Origin of the sequence: Parapedobacter brassicae (assembly GCF_051400755.1) — a bacterium.
GTDB lineage: Bacteria > Bacteroidota > Bacteroidia > Sphingobacteriales > Sphingobacteriaceae > Parapedobacter.
Window position 1 is genome coordinate 550,090 of sequence record NZ_JBLFFL010000001.1, and the last position, 19,959, is coordinate 570,048.

General features: G+C 50.0%; 13 protein-coding genes. 4 read left to right on the forward strand and 9 right to left on the reverse strand.

The annotated features are described in order from the left end of the window. Positions 1–2: 2 nt before the first annotated feature. The 7 genes from ACMGDE_RS02240 to ACMGDE_RS02270 all read right to left on the reverse strand — a co-directional run bounded on the left by ACMGDE_RS02240 (position 3) and on the right by ACMGDE_RS02270 (position 12,045). Positions 3–887 (reverse strand): phytanoyl-CoA dioxygenase family protein, encoded by an 885-nt coding sequence (locus ACMGDE_RS02240; protein WP_436831126.1) that lies wholly within the window; start codon positions 885–887, stop codon positions 3–5. Position 888: 1 nt separating this feature from the next. Beyond that, positions 889–2,283: a sugar porter family MFS transporter gene (locus tag ACMGDE_RS02245; RefSeq protein ID WP_436831127.1), complete on the reverse strand. Its 1,395-nt coding sequence runs from the start codon at positions 2,281–2,283 to the stop codon at positions 889–891. 179 nt (positions 2,284–2,462) lie between these two features. Further along, entirely contained in the window at positions 2,463–4,253 is a 1,791-nt protein-coding gene (locus ACMGDE_RS02250; protein ID WP_436831128.1) for an alpha-amylase family protein, read from the reverse strand. Between the two features lie 12 nt (positions 4,254–4,265). Then, on the reverse strand, positions 4,266–6,458 hold the full coding sequence (locus tag ACMGDE_RS02255) for a GH92 family glycosyl hydrolase (protein ID WP_436831129.1): 2,193 nt from the start codon (positions 6,456–6,458) through the stop codon (positions 4,266–4,268). Between the two features lie 19 nt (positions 6,459–6,477). Next, positions 6,478–7,152, reverse strand: a complete 675-nt coding sequence (locus ACMGDE_RS02260) for a DUF3823 domain-containing protein (protein WP_436831130.1) — start codon at positions 7,150–7,152, stop codon at positions 6,478–6,480. A 28-nt stretch (positions 7,153–7,180) separates the two neighbouring features. Beyond that, positions 7,181–8,971 (reverse strand): RagB/SusD family nutrient uptake outer membrane protein, encoded by a 1,791-nt coding sequence (locus ACMGDE_RS02265; RefSeq protein WP_436831131.1) that lies wholly within the window; start codon positions 8,969–8,971, stop codon positions 7,181–7,183. A gap of 11 nt (positions 8,972–8,982) precedes the next feature. Then, the gene (locus ACMGDE_RS02270; protein ID WP_436831132.1) at positions 8,983–12,045 is read right to left on the reverse strand and encodes a SusC/RagA family TonB-linked outer membrane protein; all 3,063 of its coding nucleotides are present in this window, start codon (positions 12,043–12,045) and stop codon (positions 8,983–8,985) included. 599 nt (positions 12,046–12,644) lie between these two features. Here ACMGDE_RS02270 and ACMGDE_RS02275 point away from each other — a divergent pair. From ACMGDE_RS02275 to nrdF, 4 genes are all read left to right on the forward strand, one after another. Next, positions 12,645–12,881, forward strand: coding sequence for a glutaredoxin family protein (locus ACMGDE_RS02275; RefSeq protein ID WP_436831133.1), 237 nt, complete (start codon positions 12,645–12,647; stop codon positions 12,879–12,881). Between the two features lie 94 nt (positions 12,882–12,975). Further along, entirely contained in the window at positions 12,976–13,392 is a 417-nt protein-coding gene (gene nrdI / locus ACMGDE_RS02280) for a class Ib ribonucleoside-diphosphate reductase assembly flavoprotein NrdI (RefSeq protein ID WP_436831134.1), read from the forward strand. Continuing rightward, entirely contained in the window at positions 13,349–15,454 is a 2,106-nt protein-coding gene (gene nrdE, locus ACMGDE_RS02285; protein WP_436831135.1) for a class 1b ribonucleoside-diphosphate reductase subunit alpha, read from the forward strand. The genes nrdI and nrdE overlap by 44 nt, the downstream gene beginning before the upstream one ends. Before the next feature lie 177 nt (positions 15,455–15,631). After that, on the forward strand, positions 15,632–16,615 hold the full coding sequence (nrdF, locus tag ACMGDE_RS02290; protein ID WP_436831136.1) for a class 1b ribonucleoside-diphosphate reductase subunit beta: 984 nt from the start codon (positions 15,632–15,634) through the stop codon (positions 16,613–16,615). Positions 16,616–16,683: 68 nt separating this feature from the next. Here nrdF and ACMGDE_RS02295 read toward each other — a convergent pair whose 3' ends face one another. Both ACMGDE_RS02295 and ACMGDE_RS02300 read right to left on the reverse strand, forming a co-directional pair. Then, entirely contained in the window at positions 16,684–19,092 is a 2,409-nt protein-coding gene (locus tag ACMGDE_RS02295) for a TonB-dependent siderophore receptor (RefSeq protein ID WP_436831137.1), read from the reverse strand. Between the two features lie 8 nt (positions 19,093–19,100). Next, complete coding sequence (locus ACMGDE_RS02300) at positions 19,101–19,802, reverse strand: DUF4198 domain-containing protein (protein ID WP_436831138.1); 702 nt, start codon at positions 19,800–19,802, stop codon at positions 19,101–19,103. Between the last annotated feature and the right edge of the window lie 157 nt (positions 19,803–19,959).

Sequence of the window (19,959 nt, forward strand, 5' to 3'; positions counted from 1 at the left end):
ATTTAACGGGACTCCGTTTTTATCTTCAAGATCTCCGGACGGAGGTAAGGTTTATTTACATCGATGATCCCCTTATAATCATAGGGATCTGAACCCGACACGATGACGACGTCACGAAGATCCTCCGTTCGCTCCAGCTTTCCGTCCTGATCCCAAGGAAGCATAGACTCCGCGCGCATATAGTGATTAACCAACGCCGTACGGAAACAATCGGTTGTGCGGTTTTTCAAGGAACTGTGGAGGGTATACCCATTGAAAAAAACCACGGAACCACTTTTCACTTCCACTGGAATGCTATCATCCGGTCCATAGCCGGATACATCGACCGTATCCACATCCGCATATTCGGGATTGTGGTTGTCCACCCTAGGCCGGATATAACTGGGTTGGTTGGAGCCTGGGATGATCCACAAACAACCGTTATCTATGGTGGCATCGTCGATAGCAATCCACGCCCCAACCAGCGAGCAATCCCTAGTAGGAATATAATATTCATCCTGATGCCACGATTGGCCCGCCTTGCCGGGGGCTTTCACAAACAACATGGACTGCATGCATTTGACATTTGGACCCAAGATGTGCGTCAATACATTCACGACCCGCTTATGCGACAGCGCATCCCGTATCAATGAAGAAACTTTATGCGGAAAGTGGATGGCCACATACTTTTTCAGGACATCATCATCCGGTTCGTTTTCATTGACAGGCAATAAACCATCAATTGCGCCCCGTTCTCCCCTGAAGATCTTGGCAGTCTCGGCTTTCAGTGCATGGACATCCTCCCGACTGATGAGCGACGGCGCAATGAGGTAACCTCTTTCATGATAGTATTCAATGTTTTCAGCAGAAACGGCGCCGTCCTTTACAAAAGCCTGCGGTAAATTCATATTATTTCGATTTGATTAGTAATTTTTCAATGTCTTCCAGCGCGGTATTTTTGGTTTCAGGCAATTTCAGCAACATGTAAATAAAAGCGACGGCACAGCACACTGCATAGCAAACCAGCGTTGCTGCGGTACCCAATTCTTTTACCATGATGGGGAACGTGTAGGTGACTACGAAGTCGGCCACCCACAGGACGATGGTCGAAACCGCAAGGGCCAGTCCGCGAATACGGTTGGGAAATACCTCTGACAGGTATACCCATGTCACTGCCCCGAGTGTAGCCCCAAATGTACCTACATAAACGAGCATGGCCGCCAATACCACATAGTTATCAAAGTATTGGTAGTGAAAACAACCCGATACGGTCAGCAGCGACGCGCCCATCAACAGGCTTCCCCAAAGCAGCAGTTTTCTCCGGCCCAGGCGGTCCACCAGCGCGATGGCGATAAACGTGGACAAGACCATGATAACCCCCACGCCGATCGTCTGCAAAAGCGAATTGGACGTTTCGATACCCGTTTCTTTGAATATCACCGGCGCGTAATACAAAATGGCATTTATTCCCGTAACCTGTTGAAAGATCGCCAACATCGCGCCCATGCCAACAATCGGCCGGTATAGGGGAGAAAGCAAGCCCACAAGCGAGATCTGCCGCCCCTCTTGGAAACTCCGGTTAATACGGGCGATTTCGGACTGGCTATATCCCTCACCACCCGTTTTGCGCAGGACTGCCGCTGCCTGATCGATCCGCTTCATTTTAGCCAGCCAACGCGGTGTCTCGGGGACAAGAAGGAGCAATAACCCGAATAGTATTGCGGGAACCAATTGTGAGGCAAACATCCATCGCCAATTGTTCGGTCCGATATCGGCCAACCAATAATTTGATAAGTAGGCGAGCAATATGCCCGTAACGATGGCCAACTGATAGGTGGCTACCAAGCGCCCGCGCCAGGGCGCTGGCGCCATTTCGGCAATATACATTGGCGATACCATGGCAGCAGCGCCGACTCCCAACCCACCGATGACCCGAAACCCGATAAAAAAAGAAAGCGTATCGGATAGGCTTACGCCAATGGCAGAAAGCGCAAAGAACGCCGCACAGATGAGCAGTACGAACCGCCGGCCATGGCGGTCGGCCAATCTACCGGCCATCGTGGCTCCCAGCACACAGCCGGCAATAATGGAGCTCACCGCCCAACCCAACAGGTATGCGTCTAACTCAAAATAATCCGTTATATAAGGGATTGTTCCCGAAATAATGGCCGTATCAAACCCAAATAGCAATCCGCCCAATGCGGCGACCACACTGACCAATAAAATGAACTTGGTGCGGTACTCTCCGGTGCTATCCGGAAGCGCAGCCTGACTAGCGGCGACTTCATATGAGGAGCTATTCATCATTCGGGGTGTATCATTTTATCGATTGGTTAATACAAAGGTCGCGCTATCGCCTGCGCAGCACCACCACTTTATTATTGAGTTGATAAACTATCTTAATCAAACAATCATTGAAAAGACTCAAATTATAATAATGATTTGCTTATTGCTCCGGTAATAAATTTCTTCGTTTAGCCTGTTTAAAGCAGCTTCTGCAAAAAATCACCAAGCAGCCGATACTCGCGCCAAATGCGTTGATTCATGGACGAGAGTACGCCCAACTCTCCACGTGAGCGTACGCGTGAAGCATAGGTGGTGAACAGGCGCTCAACGGGTGCTTTTTGCAATCGCCCCAGTGCCTCGTTAATCACGCTAGTAGGAGTCGCGTCACCCCCCTCCATCATACCGGATAGCACCGCTTCGCGGATCTTCCACGCCGGCTCCATGCTATAGCTTACCTCATCCAGTAGCAAGGTGAATTCATAATTGGCCCTTAGCCAGGCGAGGTTGGAAAGGTGGCCCTTGTCATTTTCATGATTAAGGCAATCGTCAATCGCCTTAATCAGTGTTTCGCAAGCCGTCACCTGCTGAGGCGTAAGCCGACCCCATGAAGGGGTAAAGGCAAAGTACTCCTCGGATTTGATGGAGCTGATTACTTTGGAAGTATCGGCCGAGGTCAGTAGCGGCGCCAGGTACTTGGCGGCATAGGCACCATAATTGCGCAAACAGTGATCGCGATAAAGGGTTGCCACTTCTCGCCCGTCTGCGGGGTTTGCCGCGAAATAGGCGAATGTCTCGAAATTCGTCGCAATCTCCTCCGTGCGCCAGTGGATGGCCACCACACCATCAAGCCCATCATCGGCCGCCTTCTTTACATGCGCCCGCATATCATGCACCCGGGGTTGCAGGTGCCATAGCGAGTAATCGCCCTCCAGCCAAGGAATGGCCCATATCTGGCGGTTGGCGGCAATTTCTTTGAAATAGTCGGGATGCGGCTTCGCCCCTTGACCGGGGTTCAGCATGGAAAACACGACATCCTTGGGCAACGTCTTGTCAAGTCCCCGCAATAATTGTCCCATTTGATACTCCGCACCCCATCCGCCAATGACAATCTTTGTATTAGGCGCTTTATGCTTGATGTAATCGTACGCTTTTTGGATATACGCCTGCGCCCATACGCCCAGAAACGTGAGGTTATCGTCTATGCCCTCGGATGCAAAATATTGCTCATTTTCATCAAAAAAGGCTTTCATTCGTTGATTTTTCAGGGCAAGCGCCGGATCGACACCGAACATGCAGTGCTCGTTGAGCCAGAGGTATATCCAATCGATGCCCGGATAGGTCTCCAGGATGTTGTCGATGGTCGCGTACAAAATACCGGTTGCATCGGGATCAAACGGGTTGTATACCATGCTGCCATCGCCTAGCCAATACATATCGCCGCGGGATTTGATAGAGGCATATTCGGGTGGGGCCACCCCAAACTCAAACCCCATTGCCATCTGCATGTCCCGCTGGTGGGCCATTTTGAGCACCTTTTGCATAAGCGATTGCGCGCGCTGGTACCGCTCCTCGTCGGTCTTAGCCAGTATGGAGCAGTCTGCACCAAAATATTCGGTCCCTTTGCGCAATCGGAACAACTTGTCCGTCCCATATGCAAACTCGCCCACTTTCATAGGCAGGTATCCCCACCGGGCCATGCCCGAATGGTCAAAACCCGTCTCCGGTAACACATTTTTGTATTGTATTTTTACCATGGGCTCTACGTAATTGAAATAGCGCTCGCCCCCGCCCGTATAATTGTGGAACGCGATGAAATTGATGCCGTGTTCCTCACATTCATCCAGGTATTTTTCGTAATCCTGTTCATTCCATGCGGTGGGACCCGACAAGAAATTGTGCCAGGGCAATACGCCCCGTATTTCAAAGGATTGGGAATAAGACAAGGTGGCGATGCTGAATAATAGCGCAAATACGAATAGTCTTTTCATGTTCTTGGTTAGTTAATATGCGGACTCCATCATCGCTTCACCCATGGTGAACTCCAATTTCCCTCCATGCTGAATATCTTCGTGTCCAATAAATGGTCGTTGCAAAGGTACGCCGTTAATACGCGCTTGTTGTACATACTTATTCTTGTTCGATGCTTGCGCTGCGGTGATGACAAACCGCTTGCCACCACCCAGGTGGATGACGGCTTCTTCAAACAAGGGTGAACCGAGGGTGTATTGATTATCCCCCGGGCAGAACGGATAAAACCCCAGGGCACCGAAAATATACCAAGCCGACATTTGGCCACAGTCTTCGTTGTTGACCAGACCATCGGGGGTATCCGCATAAAATGTTTGCATCACCTCCCGTACCAATGCTTGGGTTTTCCAGGGCTGTCCGCCATAGTTATAAAGGTAAGGCATCTGGTGCGAGGGTTCATCGCCATGGCCGTATTTGCCAATGAAACCCGACAAATCCACGTGTACATCCCCTCCGATACGGGTGGTATCACTGATGATGTGATCGATCCATGCGCAGAATTTTTCCTTGCCACCTTTCAATGTAATCAGCCTATCCATACCGTGCGGAATAAACGTGGAGTATCCCCAGATATTGCCCGTAATGTAGTGGCCCTGCATGTTGTGCCAATCGGTGAGGTTGACGTCTGTCCAATTCCCTAGGGTATCCTTAGGCCAAAAGTAACCCTTTTCGGGGCGGTACAGGTTAAGGTAGCTCAATGAACGGTTTTTGTAATAAGCCGTGTCGGCTGTTTTTCGGAGATCATTGGCCAGCATATAAATGCACCAGTCTTGATAAGCATATTCCATGGTATGCGTGACCGACTGCACTAAATGCGATGGGACGTAATTGTATTTTTTCAGCCAGGGCAAGATCTGTCCTCCCGCGTACCTGCTTCCCTTAGCGTCATATAGGCTAGCGGCTTTTATCGCTTGATATGCCCGTTCCCGGTCAATACCCGGTACCCCTTTGCGCACGGCATCTACGATCACCGAAACCGGTGTGTAGCTCGTCATACAGGCATTGTCGTGACCGCACAGCTCCCAAACAGGCAACTCCACTTTGGAATCAAAATGCCGCGATATCAACGAATTAACAATTTCTTTGGTGATCTGCGGATCAATAATGGTCAATAGCGGATGCAGCGCGCGAAAGGTATCCCATGTCGAAAACGTGCTATATTGATTAGCGCTATCGGCGTACACGTTTCCCTCGATGTAATAATTGCCATCAACATCGTTAATCAGGTTAGGCGCGATCATGGCATGATAGAGCCCCGTATAGAAGATCCGCCTGTCCTTCCTCGTCCCCCCTTTTACTTCGATTTTCGACAGCTTCTCCCGCCAGCTATCCATTGCCGCGATCCGTACCTCATCAAAATCCCGAGTAGCCGCCTCCGCATTGAAATTTTTCTTTGCACCTTCATAGCTGACGAAGGAGAGTGCCACCTTCACTTGCACCGATTCGCCCTGCCGGACATCGAATGATCCGTATGCCTTGATGTTCCCGCCTGTTCTCTTTCCCTTTTCTTGCGTAATGGAGTTGCCCTCGGCAATCCCGTAGTCGCCGAAAGGCTTCGAAAACTTCGCATAGAAAAACACTTTCCTATCGCCGCCCGCCCCATTACTTCGTTTATAACCCTGTACTTCGGTATCGGAAATAAATTCGATTTCCGTTTCTTTCACCGTTTCATAAATATGATGCGTGGGGTCGATGATGATGTTGCCCTTGCCTGCCCGGCCAAACGTATACCGGTGAAAGCCGACCCTCGGCGTGCAGGTCAGCTCCACGTTGATATCATCGTCCAACAGCCGTACCCAATAATAACCTGGGGAAGCCCCCTCCTCCCGATGTGAAAAACGCGACCGATAACCACTTGCCGGATTTTCTTCATCACCAGCGTCCGTTTGCACCGGACCCATCGTAGGCATGAGCAGGATATCGCCCAGCCCCGCCAGTCCCGTGCCGCTGAGATGCGTATGGGCAAACCCCTTTAATACGCTGTCGCTGTAATGGTAGCCCGAACACCAGCCCCAGTCCTTTGCGTCATTGGAAGGGCTGAGTTGCACCATGCCGAACGGCGTGGTGGCCCCAGGGAAGGTATGCCCATGGGCGTCAGTGCCGATGAAGGGATCCACGTCAAGCACGTCGGCCGCTGGCTTACCGCTGGCTAGTAGCAGTGCCATACTAAGGGACAACACTTGGCTAAGGCACATTGATCATAACGGTTTCACTGTAATTATATCGTCTTAGCGCATTGTCCGTACGGACAGCTACCCGCACGTAATATTCGCCCGCCGGTACGGCAACCTCATCGGTAAACGAAGTTGCCAAAATTTCTTCATCGGGAAGATCAGCTAAATTTGTTTCGCTCCTGAAATCAAAAATGGCATTGTTGACCGTCGGTATCTTGGAAACAAGTGTTTTCCGCTCGACAATTTTCTCCGCTGCTACGGCACGGGCGATCCGGTAAACAGCCGTGATCTTTCCGTCAGCAGCTTGTATTGAAGCATCCGTAACGGCCAGAAAGGGTGTCACCGTAAAGTTTACCTCCGTGCGTCCCCCTACCTGTACGGTGGCTGTATCGATCGGGAAAAATGCCCCTTCGACGGGAACAACCATATACTCGTTTTGAAAAATCCAAGCATTCTCGAAAGAACCGTCGGGTTTACCGGTGAAGACGATAGGGGAATTCATCGCACCCCCCTTTTCAAAAAGCTTGATAATAAAGCCATTTGGCTGCTCTGATTGTAAATTTGCGTTGGTAATGTTGTCGATCAGCTTTCCATGGATCGCGCCGTTTGGCTCGCCATAGTTGTCAATCTCGGAGCAAGAGATCATCAACAGCGCCGGAAAGAATATTTTTTTTAGAGTCTTCATGACTATGCTTGTATTTGGTTAATTGCGTTTAATAATTCGGGTTTTGGATGAGTTTGGGGTTCTTGCTGATTTCTCCGGGGTCTATGCGTTCCTTATAAACCCGCACGGGGAATGTTTTCGGGAAGCGACCCGCTACCCCCACTTCAAATCGGTACGCCTGTTCGTCCAAATCATAATACGGCTTGAGCGCAGAAACCCGTGTGTTATTCAGCAGCTGATCGGCGATCCGCCACCTTCTGTAATCCCACCAGCGATGGTTTTCAAAGGCCAATTCCACCAGCCGTTCGTGCCGCACCTTTTCCGTTGTAACCTCAGCACGTTCCAGCAGCCTGATCCCTGCGCGCTGGCGTATTTCATTCAATGCCCAACCCGCGTCGTCAAACCGCTGCAATTCACTGGCCGCCTCGGCATAGTTCAACAGCACTTCTCCGTACCTCAGGTCGATCCATTGCTGGTCCGAACCGGCGAAGGTGGCTAGCGAACGCGCCAAATCGGCGTTGAGGTATTTGCGGGTATAAAACCCCGTCTGCGTCTTTTCGCTGCCACCGAACCCACTCAATCCAACGATGCGTACAGTGCCGTTTTCGTTGTCAGGCCGATGGGTTTCCGGGTTATACAGCGCCGAATAATCCCCGGCCTCGTACTTAACCCCTTGATCGTAAAGCCCCGCTTGAACATCCACGATGGCCCCTTGCCAGTCACCGAACGGTATGATGACCGTAGCAAGCATCCGGGGATCCTTGTCTTTGAACAGGTCGCTGGGGTGCGCATAATAAATCGGATTCCCTGATTCGTCTTCAATCTTCAATTTCCCGGGTGTTCCGTCGATGTATTCAAACTGCTCCACGCATTCCAGCGTAGGGGTCATCCGTGAACTGTATCCATCGGGGCCGCGCACACCGAAAGGCAGCACCCAATTGTCATACCCATGTGTTTTGTCGGGAAATGAAAAATGCCGGGCCAGGATGACCTCCGGATTATCCTCATCGAGAAACAACCGCTGAAAGTTAGCCGCCTTGTCATTTGGTGTACGGTTATACAATGAATACCGGGCAGATGAAATGACTTCCCACGCAGCATCATAAGCCGCTTCCCAAAAACGCGTTGCCGCCGAAACCGGAATGCCAACTACGCCATCTAACTGTACATCTCCATACTTGGCTTCCGAAGCAGCATACAACATCGCGCGTGATTTGAGTGCAAATGCCGTGTATTTGGTAGCCCGACCCCGTGCACTTGTTTCATCCAACAACAACGCCGCACTGTCCAAGTCACTGGCAATAAAATCATACACCTCCTCTTCTTTATTGCGGGCCACCTGAAGTTCAGCCAAATTGTCGCCGGTGTAATATTGCACCTGTTTGATGATGGGCACTCCGCCATAACGCTTTACCAGGGCGAAGTAATAATAAGCCCTGATGAAATACGCCTCGCCAAGCAGCCGTTGCTTTGTTGTCTCACCAAGTGACGATTCGGGCAGGTGCTCCATCAGGTCATTCACATTCCGGATATGGTCATACCCCCACCATTGCGTCCACGTTCCATCGCCGATTCCATTGCGTTCGTCTCCGAAGCAGCTGAGTGCTTCGTCAGTGTTATTGGCCAGCCGATTGCCCCCGCCACCAGCGAAAAACAGGTGATCTTCCATGGGCAAGGCGCTGTAGAGACTTGCCATATAAGCATCAATAGCTGATTCGCTCTGAAGCACTTGGTCTAAAGTAAGGATATTCAGGGGAGCAATATCCAATCGATTATCGTTGCAACTCGCCGTAATACCTATGATGAGCGCAATGCTGATGTATATCCGTATCGTTTTCATGAATGTGCGATTTAAAAGGTGACATTTATTCCGAAATTATAAATCCTCATCAATGGGTACAGGTAATTATAAGTATTCGGATCTTGTTCAGGGTCTACATACTTGATACTCGTCCAGGTAAACAGGTTGAATGCCGTGGCAAAGAGGCGCACTTGCATATCCCCTACCTTGGGCAACGGGCCTACCGTATACCCCAATTCGACGTGTTTCAGTCGTAAATAGCTGGCATCGGGCCACCAAAATTCGGAATTCCAATTGTTGGATGCCGTATAATTGGTTGCCGGGTACTTACCCGGTACCCAAGGGCTATTCACGTCATAGATATCTTCATGATGCCACCTGTCCATAAACTGGGTCAGGCTGTTGCGCCCCCAAGGCAAAGGCGCACGCATCTGCTCGATGTATTGGAAGTTAAAATTGGCTGCACCCTGGAAAAGCGCATTCATATCAAACTTTTTCCAGGAGGCGCCGAGATTCAACCCATAGTTGATCTCCGGAATATAACTCCGGGCAATCGGTACCTCATCCAACCCGGAAAGGATGCCATCTTTGTTTTTATCTTCATATTTGAAATCACCTGGCCGGAGTGTCCGGTTTCCCTGGCCGTCCTGGATCGGTGAGGTATAGATTTCATCATAGGACTGAAACTGACCGATCAGATGGTACCCCCAGGTCATGTTATCCCAACGGTTCAGCGGATTACTCCGCCAATTCAGGTAAGAATTACCGTCTACATTGCGTTCCAGTTTCGTTGGCTGTCCCCGTGTATACGTGAAATTAGCAGAAACATTGTATTGAAAACCATTTATCTGGTGGGTATGCCCCAGCACAAGCTCAATACCTCTTCGGGAATCCTCATTGAGATTTTCCTGAGGCAGCGCCGCACCCACGGTCCCGGGAATCGTCAGCAACCGCGTAGCCAGCAGGCCTGAACGATCACGCTGGAAAATATCCACCTGGGCAGACAGCAACCCATTTTGGATGGCGATATCCACGCCCAGATTCTTGGTAGTCACCGTATACCAGGTAATATTGGGGTTGGGCATTCCCCGAAATCCCAACCCCGAAATCACCTCGTTATCAAAAATATAGTTGCCGCTCGGGTAATTGTAACCCGTCAGGAATTGGAAAGCAACTGCGCCATCATCACCCATCTGCCCCCATGAACCCCTTATCTTGAAATCCGTGAGAAAAGGTAAACGCTGCTTGATGAAGGGCTCATCCGAAAGCCTCCAGCCTGCAGACACAAAAGGGAAGAACCCCCACCGCTTCCCTTTCGGGAATTTGGACGATCCGCCATAATTAAAGCCGGCTTCCACTAAATACCTCGACAAATAGTCATAGTTGATCCTTCCGACCACATTTTGATTTGCATTTTCATAGATTCCTGAGGAATTAACCTGCTGATTATCCGATATACCGGCAAAAAACTGATCGACATCGATGGCAAATTGCTTCTGCGCCCACAGGTTGTCATTCTTTTCGTGCCGCTCTTCAAATACCAACGTCGCATTCACATGATGCGCGTCATCAAATAACCGGCTATACGTTAATTGTCCCAATAGCGACATTCGCTCCAAGGGACGGTAATCCCCGGCAAGCGTTGACGGGTTGTTTTGGATTCCCCGGAGTATATATGTTTCCGTCAATCGGTCAAAGTCATACAGTTCATATTTTTGCCGCCACGATTTGCGGAACATCGCTTCATTATAAAATGACCCCATCACCTTGGCACTGAGTCCTTCTACAAATGGCACATCGTAATTCAGTGTCAGGTTACTCTGGAAAAATTTTGTCCGTGTTTTGGTGTATCCGCCAATATCGGCTGTCGTCATCGCCAATGGATGCCACGGATAGGTCATATCCTGTAAGTATTCGGGATTGTTATTGGCATACACCGAGTACGTAGGGATGTTCATCCAAGTGAATTTGAAGACGTTCCACGCCGCTTCACCAGGTTCATTTTTCTGTTCCAGCGCCCCATCAATGAACAACTCCGCCTGCAAATGGTCGGTGATCCGCCCCGTCACATTGGAGCGTATGTTGTATCGGCGATAATTGAGGTCGCCGCTTTTCCAAAGGCCGTCTTCGGTGAGATACCCGATCGATGTGTAGTACTTGATACGCTCGCTGCCTCCCGTTACATTGAGGTTATGCCGCTGCATTCCCGCATATTCACGCGCAACGACATCATACCAATCTGTACTTGGATATGTGCCATCTCTGAATTTCTCAAGATCCTCCGGCGAATAGGTGGTTTCACCAGGTAACCTGCCGCCGTTGATTTCGTTTTCGGTGGTCAGCACCGCATATTCGTAAGCATTACCCACTTCGGGGGCATTGGTCACCTTTTGCCGCTCTAAATTAGCCGTGTAGGTGATCTGCGGCTTCCCGATATGTCCTTTTCTAGTGGTCACCAAAATGACACCGTTTGCAGCTTGGACACCGTATACGGCAGCAGAGGCGTCTTTCAGCACCGATATGCTTTCAATATCGTTGGGGTCCAACCGCGAGAAACTCCCGCCATTCCTGACCACACCGTCGATCACCACCAGAGGCGTACCGAAGCCCCGAATGTCAAACGATGTCGCATAGGATCCCGGCTCTCCATTACGCTGGGTTACCCGCAGTCCGGGCAACCGGCCAGCCAATCCGCTAACGACATTTGCCGTGGGAATCGATTTCACCTCCTCATTGCTCACCGTGACAACGGAGGCCGTTACGCTTGCTCGGCGCTGCTGCCCATATCCCACCACCACCACCTCATCGAGTGATGCACCGTCCGCAGCCAACGCTACGTGGATTTCCTGTTTTTCACTCACCGGAACCTTTTTGGTTTGGTATCCGACATAAGAGAAGACCAATACCGCGTCACGCTGCGGCACGGTCAGTTCATAGCCGCCCGCCGTATTGGTGGAAGAACCCCTTGACGTACCTTCCACCGTGACACTCACCCCTTGCAACGGACCTCTCGTAATCGAGTCGATTACGGTGCCCCGAATGGGGAAATCCTGGGCGAATAAGCATGGTTGCCCCAAACCCATTAGCCAAAATAATAGTAATAAATACCTCATATTTGTTTAGTTGTTTATAATTGGGTTAATTCATCGTCGATCCTTACCTTTGAGGCAATACACGGATCGTACTCAAATTCAATATTTCAAATTGGCAGGAGCTAAGTTCACGCTATCCACGATGATCTACCACTACTTTATTATTGAGTTAATAAACTATATTAATAAAAATAAGGGTATCAGCACCTATTTTACATTAATCTAATATGTGTTGAAGGGAAGTGTGAGAATAACTGAAACGCTTATGGGTATTGACCAAGCAGCAGGGGAAGACAGGTTCATGATCATCCAGGGGTAGTTGATAACTTCGTCAATAAACATACCGAATTGTCTTCACAGTTATCCACATCAATGCATTTGTAATCACAACTGAGCTATAAAACAGCTGACTTACAGTCAATTAATCAATAAGTAACCCACATTGATTATTCACATTGTGAATAATTCAACATCTGTTGATAACAATTACTTCCTACCTGCACGTAAATAGCGGATATTTGTTCAAGGCTAAAAACTACCATTGATTGCACGGATGATGAGGGTCTGCCTGAGGATGTGCTGCATCCGGACAATGTTTAAAACATTAAAATCTTATCGCTATGACACGGATTATTAAATTTGAAAAAAACGATTGTGCTCCTTGCAATCAAGTGTCTGAATTTCTCGACCGCAAGGGCATCAGCTACGAAAAAGTAAATCCGTTTGATAAACCGGAATTGGCCATCCAATATAAGGTACGTACGGTGCCTACCGTTATTGTGTTGAACCAGGACCAAGAAACCCAACGAATTATCGGTTTTAAGCCTGAGGAATTGTTGGCTTTGACCATCCAGTAACCGGCACCGATCGGCAGAAACACCCATCACTTGGGTTACATACATGAAAACCCCCTCGCAAATGTGGGGGTTTACCATCTAAAAGGTTTGCAAAATGGAGTGGATATATTACGACAGCAAGACGGGCAATGTGGAGCGGTTTATGCGAAAGGTGTCCGAATTGACGGGGTGGACCACCATTCCCATCCAACCGGATATGGAGGTGGCACATGAGGGGCACTTGGTGACGTTTACCACGCGGTTTGGCGAAGTGCCGGACACCACGAAGCGCTTCCTTCAGCAGGCGCACACCTACCTGCTTTCGGTATCCTCAAGCGGAAACCGCAACTGGGGAAGAAATTTCGCCATGGCCGGAGATAAGATTGCAACCGAATACGGGATACCGCTGGCGCTGAAATTTGAGCTGTCGGGAACCAACGAGGACATTAACGAATTTATCGCTATTATTACTAAAGCAAGGACACATTATGGTAACAAACGAGGTAGCAAAGAGCTGGATTTTGCTCAATAACGAAATCATGATCAAACATGATGATGAGTTCAGCCTGCATAAGGACAAGGAAGCGGTACGCGCTTACTTTTTGGAGTACGTCAATAAAAACACGGTTTTCTTTTATACGCTGAAAGAAAAGATAGACTACCTCGTCGAAAATAACTATTACATCAACTTCTACGAATGGTTTACGTTTGAAGAGATCGAGCAGGTGTACCAGTTCATATCCGCCAAAAAGTTCCGTTTTCCCTCGTTCATGAGTGCGTTTAAGTTTTTCCAAAGCTATGCGCTGCGTGATGATTCCGGCGAAAAATTCCTCGAACGCTATGAAGACCGTGTCGCTGCGGTGTCCTTATTCCTTGCCCGGCACGAAGGCGTAGATCGGGCACTGGAATATGCCGAGCTGCTGATCAATCAGGAATACCAGCCCGCCACGCCGACATTCCTCAACGCTGGGAAAAAACGCTCCGGCGAACTGGTATCGTGTTTCCTTGATGAGATCGGCGACAACCTCAATGGTATCGGCTATGCCGTGGATTCGGCGATGAAGCTATCATCGATCGGTGGAGGGGTGTCCTTCAATATTTCCAAAATCAGGGCCCGCGGCGAAGCCATAAAAGGGGTGGAAGGACGTGCCGGCGGCGTGCTGCCCATTATGAAGATCCTCGAAGACACCTTCTCCTACGCCAACCAGCTTGGCCAGCGCCCGGGAGCCGGGGCCGTATACCTCAATATCTTCCACTCGGATATCGAGGAATTCCTGGACTGTAAGAAAATCAACGTGGATGAGAAAGTCCGCATCAAATCGCTCTCCATCGGTGTCATCATTCCCGACAAATTCATGGAACTGGCGGCCAAAGACGAGCCTTGCTACCTCATCCACCCGCATACGGTCATGCAGGAGTATGGCCAATACCTTGACGAGGTGGATATGGATAAAATGTACGATGAGCTGATCACCAATCCCAAAATAAAGAAACGGAAGATCAATGCGCGCCACCTGTTGGTCAAAATAGCCCAGACGCAAAAAGAAAGCGGCTATCCGTACATCTTCTTCAAGGAAAATGCCAACCGCCAGCACGCACTGAATGGTATCGGCAAGGTCAAGTTTTCTAACCTGTGTACGGAGATCATGCAGGTTTCCGAAGTCTCTGATATCAACATCTACGGCCAGGAAGACACGATCCGATACGGCATTTCCTGCAACCTCGGCTCACTCAACGTCGCCACGGTGATGGACAATAAACGCATTGAGCAATCGGTGAAAACCGCTATGCGTGCGCTCACCATGGTCTCTGACGTGACGGACATCGCCATGGTGCCTTCTATCCAAAAAGCGAACCGTGAGCTGCATAGCGTAGGCTTGGGTGCCATGAACCTGCATGGATACCTCGCCAAGAACTTCATTATGTATGAAAGCGAGGAGGCATTGGATTTTGCCAATGTGTTCTTCATGATGGTCAACTATTACTCGCTGCAAGCTTCCATGGAAATCGCCCGCGAACGCAAAACGACATTCCAAGGCTTTGAAAAGTCTGCCTATGCCGATGGGTCGTATTTCGACAAATACGTCAGCCAGGATTACTTCCCGACGACCATCAAGGTGAGCGAACTATTTGCGGGTACCAGTATCCCCACCAAGGAAGATTGGAACGTGCTGAAGCAGCAGGTGCAGGAACACGGTGTTTACCATGCATATCGGATGGCAATAGCCCCCAATCAGTCGACCTCCTACATCATGAATGCCACCGCATCGGTCATGCCCATCGTGGATACCATTGAAGTGCGCGAATACGGGGATAGCACCACCTATTACCCCATGCCCTACCTCACCAATGAAAATTATTTCTACTATAAGTCGGCATACGACATGGATCAGATGAAGGTGCTGCGGCTTGTGTCTGTCATCCAACGGCACGTAGACCAGGGGATCTCTACCATCCTGCACACCAACTCCCGGGATAACACACGTGATCTGGCCCGGTATTATATTTATGCCCACAAAATGGGATTGAAATCGCTGTACTACACGCGCACACGCAAATCGACCATCGATGAGTGCGTATCATGCTCGGCATAAAAATGGAACACCGATGCCACGGATAGCGAATACGCCAGTGCCATCGTGTTCAATTGATTGAATAAACAAAAGAAAATTTAGCACAGGAATACGAAGCCACGCTTGGGTACCAAGAATAGCTTCGTATTCTTGTCTGACATCAAACTTAGATAAACTTACCATTAACTTCAGCGGAGTATGAAACAATATAAAGCCGTCAACTGGAATGACCCCGAAAATGACTATGCCCTGATGTTTTGGGAGCAGAACATTAAACAATTTTGGATCGATACAGAATACATCCCGTCCAAAGACATTGATAGCTGGAAAGCCCTGTCTCCTGAAATGCGCGAATGCTATAAAAAGGCGCTGGGCGGGCTGACGCTCCTGGACACGCTGCAAAGCCATACGGGGATGCCCAAGATCATGGACCACGTCGAGTCGCTGCAAAACAAATCGGTGTTGGCGTACATGTGCATGATGGAAGCCATCCATGCCAAGTCTTACTCCACCATTTTTACGACGGTAGCGACGTCGCAAGACATCGAAGACATCTTCAATTGGGTGCAAAACAATAAATACCTTCAGTTCAAGGCGTCGATGATCGACAAGCACTATCGCAAGCTGGCAGAAGCCGACATCAGCAAAGAAGATCTATTCATGGGGCTGAGTGCTTCGGTGTTGCTGGAATCTTTCTTGTTCTATAGCGGTTTCTTCATCCCCCTGTGGCTATGCGGACAGGGGCATATGGTAGCCAGTGCGGACATCATCAAGAAAATCGTGGCGGATGAGTCGATACACGGTGTATTCGTCGGCCTATTGGCACAAGATGTGTACAAGAAATTGCCTAATCCCGAAAAATCCAAGGAGAAGTTGCTGGCATTGCTCCATGATCTGTATGAAAACGAACTGAAATATACCGAAGAGATCTATACGGACGTAGGGCTTACCGCAGAGGTGAAAGAATATGTCCGCTATAATGCCAATAAGGCCCTCATGAACTTGGGATTCGAGCCGGCATTCGAGGTCAAACGGGTAAATCCCATCGTGTTGAATGGCCTCAATGTGGAAACGACACAACATGATTTCTTTTCCAAGAAATCCACCAACTACGAAAAATCCACCGAGATCGTACACCTGCGGGATGACGATTTTATCATGGATACCTCCATCGGCGTTTAACAAGAAAGGGGCGTTCTGACCACGACTGTTCAGAACGCCCCCCCTTTTTTGTTTATTAAACCATCGGCCTAAAACTTATATGCCACCGAAAGCCTGATATTACGCGGGGTTTCCGATTGCCAATAGTAGGCGGTATTATAGGAATAGTACGAACCCGAATACAGGTATTCATCCAACAGATTGAACGCGTTTGCGGTAATCCTAAGCTTGTCATTTTCCCAGAACAGCCCGGCATCCAGCTTAAAATAAGCCGGCAGCCTGACATCACTGACATCCCAGCTATCCGTTTTGCGATCCCACAGCCACGTAAAGCCTGCAGCAGCGCCCACATTTTTCAACACACCGCGTTGGATGCGGTAGGTGAGCCAGGTATTGGCGGTATTGGCGGAGTATCCGAGCAGGTCATCACCCACTTCATAATCCGTCACCCCTTCGGCCACTTCGGTCACTTCAGCATTGGTGTAGGCATAGTTGGCCACCAGATCAAGGCCGGAGGCCAATTGTCCGTGAACATCAAACTCAATTCCTCTGGCGACCTTTTGGCCCAATACAATACTGTAGCTGTCATTCGGCGTACTGTGCAGCGGGTCAGTGGTGAGTTCATTCTCCTTCAGGATGCGGTATACCGAAATAGTCGTGTTCCACGCACCGTCCGCCCAATCGCGTTTGAGACCCAGTTCCTGATTATTGCCCGTGATGGGCTTTATCCTCCCTCCGCCGTATATCCTGCCGGATTGGGGTACGAAAGCCTGGTCATACAGCGCATAGAGCGCGGTATGTTTGTCGATGCTCCAGCTCAGGCCAAGACGCGGTGTAAACCGGCTAGCCTCATCCGGATCCGCCCCGTAGGAACTTTGGCTTACCGAAGAGTAGCGGCCCGCCAGCGTCAATCGCAGCTGGTTGTCAAAGAACCCAAGCTCGTCCTGCACATAAATGCCTTTGTATTCCTGCGTCATTGCACCGCCAGCCAGGGCCGCACGGGCTTCCAGGCTGGTCGTCCGGTCGAATGCGGGATAACCGTTTACCGGCACGCCTAAATTGGGGTTATGAACATCAAATTCGCCGCCATTGGCCGTATCCAGCGGATGGCTTTGTCCCCAGTCGGCCAGGTAGTTCTTTTTGCCCACATCGATGCCCACCAGGATGCGATGCTGCACCTTGCCTGTCGTGAGTTTTCCGTTGGCAAACACCTGCCCCAGGCTCATTTCGCTGAAAGCGTCCCAGATGCCGACACCGCGGATGATCTTGCCGTCATCGGTCATGGATGATGCCGGCCACATGGAGGAGCCGACCTGATCATAGAGGAGATAATAACCTTGGGCAGTAATCTTCCAGTTGGTGTCGATGTCATGGGTCAGGTTGACCAAGAACGTCTGATCCTTGATATTGGTAGGTTCCAATCCCGCCGGTACCATCGAGAAATCCCGCGGCAGGCTGGCATAGCCATCCGGCGTGGGACCGAAAGCATAGTATGAACCCACATCCGACATGTTGGCGTACTGCAGGGTATACTCGGCGGTTACCTTGGTCTGGTCATCCACCTGGTAGGAAACCACCGGCGCCACCACATACCGGTTGTCAAACTCATTGGCACGGTGCGAGCCTTTGGTCTGCGCGGATGCATTGAACCGATATAGCAATTTGCCGCTTTTATTCAGTTTACCGTCCAAATCGAGTGCTGCACGGTACAGATCATATTCACCTATTGTCAGGGAGGCCTCTCCTTTGGTTTCTCCCGTAGGCTTCTTGGTCACGACGTTGTACGATCCCGAGGGGTCGCCATTTGACAGCATGAATCCTGCGGGACCTTTTACAAACTCAATGTGATCTACGAAGCTCATGTCTTCCGTGAGCGGGCCCCAATAGGAGGACACCACATTAAAGCCATTACGGAAGGCCTGGATTTGTGACCCCCGCATGCTGATGTTCGTATAGAGATTTCCCCAATGTTCCAGCCGCACCGCGCCGCTCACATTACGGATGAGGCCGTCGCCCATGCTGATCACCTGTTGGTCCGACAGTGTTTTATTGGATACCACCTGGATATTCTGCGGGATCTCGATCAGCGGACCGTCCAAGCGCAGCGTAGGCGATGGGGTGAGGATATTGTAATTGCCTCGGTTTTTGCTGATCAATACTTCCTCCAATTGCTGGCTGCTGATGTTGATCACAAAATCCAGCGTATGGGTGCCGCCGGGGCTGACGGTCACGGACTTGGATTGTTTGGCTACACCCAAGGCGCTGACCTGCACCGTAATAGTGCCCGTTTGGGTCAGTTCGATCCGGTAGGCCCCATCATCATCGGTCTGTGTACCGAATGGGGTACCTGCTACCGTAACGGATACATGCCCGGCAGGTGAATCATTGGAGGTGGTCACCCTGCCCGTAATCACGGCATGTCCATTTTCCTGAGCCTGCACATTTAATATAGCCAGGATAGCGATGAAAGCAACGATAATTTGTCTGATGTTCTTCATTCGTCATACTAGTTAAAGGATAAGCTCCAGGTCGCGATCCGGTGAAGGTGTTGATACGCCGCTTCCTTCACGTCAGTACTGTATGCGGCTTCTATGAGGTAATGCCCTCTACGATCGGGAACAAAGGAGATCGCACCATTTTCATCGGTATGGAAGGTTTTGCTCCAGCCATTCGGCGAAAATACGGTTACCTCAAGCTCCTTTAGCGGCTTGCCATCCAAGCGGACAACCGCCTCAACGGGTTTGCCAAGCGTTTTGGTATCGACCGCACCGGTGAATACGCGCAGCTCCTCTTCGGCTCCGATCGCTGCCGCCTCCACCTTGCCTACCCGCACCAGCGCCGCGCTGTTGAACTGATACTTATGCCCTTCAAACGTTTCCGCTACGGGCTGCACAATACGGAGCGTATACACCCCCTCCGCTTCAGGAGTAAACGTGGCCACGAAATGGTTATCCTTAGCGGTCGTGGTCAATTGCTGATGGCTGCCATCAGGCAGGTGGAGCATCAGGTCAAATTCACGGACATCCGACCACCAGTCGTTGATGTTCTCCAAAACACCCTCCGACGGCTCGCCATAATAAATGCGCACTTCCTGCGCTTTCCCGGATTTACCCGAGGGACTTGTTTCGATCCATAATGCATGTGCCTGCACGCGATGGGCCATGAATAGGCCAACAGTTAAAAAAATAAGGGCATGAATTGTTTTCATGATGATTGAAGTGTTAAATGAAAAGATGGATTAAAGATGGAATAGTGTTTACCATGGGCACAGATTACCCGCGGAGGCAAAATTTTTATATCTTGCATAGCTTTTATAATGCTTGTGACGTTATTAAAAGTAATCCACCAACGGTGGAGTGGCCGTA